This is a genomic window from Desulfobacterium sp. N47, from assembly GCF_051233685.1.
Taxonomy (GTDB): domain Bacteria; phylum Desulfobacterota; class Desulfobacteria; order Desulfobacterales; family RPRI01; genus RPRI01.
In genome coordinates, this window is the sequence record NZ_JBAMMY010000106.1 from 1 (window position 1) to 1,371 (window position 1,371).

The 1,371-nt window shown below is 40.9% G+C and carries 1 protein-coding gene; it reads left to right on the forward strand.

The features are described from left to right. Positions 1 to 130: 130 nt before the first annotated feature. Positions 131 to 1,371 (forward strand): transposase (locus VXK47_RS06640; RefSeq protein ID WP_435547987.1); only part of this gene is annotated, 1,241 nt, incomplete at its 3' end.

The following is a 1,371-nucleotide window of genomic DNA, read 5'->3' on the forward strand; positions in this document are numbered from 1 at the left end:
TGATGGTCTCGTAAAAAGTAACATTTTATAACACATTGAATTATTTTATTATTTATAAAGTTTTCTCTTGACTTTTATTTCTTTAATTTATATATATAATTAACAGAATCAAATGGTTAAGAGGAATATTATGATACATATGCAAAATCCTAAACAGCTTTACCTTTTAGATCCATGGAGTAGTATTTCTCCAAAAAGACGGAATATGCTTGATGCCGGATGGCCCGGATTATTCCGTGAGAACATTCTGCCTTCTATTCCTGCCGATAAATTTGCAAAGTTTTTCGACGAGTACATGGGGCGGTCAACAAAAGAGCTTTATTCCATGCTTGGTGCACTTATTCTGCAACAGGCGTGTAACCTTACTGATGAAGAAACGGTCCAGCAGTATTGCTTTAATATGCAATGGCATTATGCATTAAATATCGTGGAAGAATCGGATAACGCCAAATACGTCAGCACTAAAACATTGTGGAACAACCGAAACATAATTATACAAAACGGTCTCGAAGACATAATCTTCAGCTCCGGCACAGCCAAGCTGGCTGAAGCCTTTAATGTCAATACCGACAAGCAGCGTCTTGACTCAGTACATATAAAGTCCAATATGCGCAGGCTTGGCAGGATCGGAATATTTTCAGAAGCTATCCACAAATTTCTGGCTAACCTTAAACGGCAGTATCCCGCTTTCTTTGATAAGGCCGATAAGCATATTGTTGAAAAATACTTTACCAAAAGTGCTATGGGCTGCTTTTCCATGGTAAAGCCATCCGAATCTCAAAAGACTTTAAGCGAAGTAAGCAAGGATCTTTTTAACCTGTTTGCACAGTTCCGGCATATAGATGAAGTATCTGCCCTGTACAGTTTCAAACTTCTTGAACGGGTTTTAAATGAGCAATGCAACTTAACCGATGATACCGATAATCCTGTTGAGATAAAGAAACCCAAAGAGGTTGCTTCCGATTCATTGCAGAATCCGTCAGATCCGGATGCAAGTTACAGCGGCCATAAAGGACAAGGGTATCAGGTTCAGATCATGGAAACATACTCACCTTGTGATGATCCCAAAGACAAACAGCTAAGACTGATTACCCATGTCAAGGTGGAAAAGGCGTGCCAAAGTGATGCGAACGCTCTTTTACCTGCAATTGAATCTGCCGAAGTAAACGGGTTTGCACCTAAGGAAGTTATTGCCGATTCTCTCTACGGCAGCGATGATAACCTCCAAAAAGCAGAAACCCAGGGGGTTGAACTGGTTGCACCGGTTATGGGAGCCCCGAAAGAAGATAAGCTTAGCCTTTGCGACTTTGATATATCCGATGATGGTCGTATTTTAGCCTGTCCGCAAGGGCATCCGCCTGTTGCAGTCAA